The sequence below is a fragment of the Pseudomonas agronomica genome (assembly GCF_025917275.1).
Classification (GTDB): domain Bacteria; phylum Pseudomonadota; class Gammaproteobacteria; order Pseudomonadales; family Pseudomonadaceae; genus Aquipseudomonas; species Aquipseudomonas agronomica.
Window position 1 is genome coordinate 1 of the sequence record NZ_JAOSHO010000910.1, and the last position, 960, is coordinate 960.

Here is a 960-nt window from a genome sequence, read left to right on the forward strand (position 1 = left end):
GCAGGCTTCGCCAGCTCCTACTTCACCCAGCGGGAGCAAGCTCCCTCGCCACAAAAGCGTTGCATAGCCCTTCAGTACTTCACCAGATCGGCACGCTATACGTCACCAGAAACCGCGTCTGGTTCTCATCGCGAAACGCCGCCGTGCCCGGGAAATCGTTGCGATAGATCGACTTGCGCGCCAGCAGGCCGACGTTCTTCAGCGGACCGCTCTGGATCACATAGCCCAACTCCATCTGGAACTCTCGCTCCTTGCGATCTTCGGCGTTGAGGGCCGCCAATTCGATATGATCGCCACGCACGTAGCGCAACCGGGTTCGCAGGCCTGGCACGCCGACGGCGGCGAAGTCGTAGTCGTGGATCGCTTGCCAGGTACGCTCCTTGGCGTTGAGAAAGTCCGAACTCATGGTCATTTCGCTCAAGCCCATCAGCTCGGTGCCAGACACGTACGGCGTTGCGGTATCACCGCTGGCATGCATGTACCCCAGGCTGACGCGATGGCCGCCGAGGCGATAACCCACCAGCGCCGAGACGTTGCGGTTATCCACTTTGCCGGCCTTGGCGGCGCCGTCTTCATCGCTGAAGAAACTGCGCAAGTCGGTGGTCAGCACACCGTCGCCCAACGGCAGGTTATGCAATAAAGCGAAGGTGTTCTGTTGGTACAGGTCAGCCACCTCGGCGTGGTAGATGCGCAGGCTTAGGTCTTTGTTGACCTGGTAGTCGCCCCCGACATACGCCATATGGGACGTTGTCGCCGCGCCATTGAAACGGCGATTGGGCGAGGCGATGGTCATGGGTTGGTAATCGGAGGAGTCGCGCCGGGCGATGCGGTCGATGTAGCCGGTGTTCAGTGTCAGGCCATCGAAGTCCTTGGAACTGAGGGTCGTCCCGCGAAACGTCTGCGGCAGCAACCGTGAGGGGCTGGCGAAAGCGAACGGCAAAAAGATCGACACGTCGCCGG

The 960-nt window shown here is 60.8% G+C and carries 1 protein-coding gene; it reads right to left on the bottom strand.

What is annotated here, in order from left to right; translation table 11 throughout:
- Positions 1-79: 79 nt before the first annotated feature.
- Positions 80-960, bottom strand: an 881-nt coding sequence (locus OC610_RS28050) for an OprD family porin (RefSeq protein ID WP_264432876.1), incomplete at its 5' end; no start/stop codon positions are given.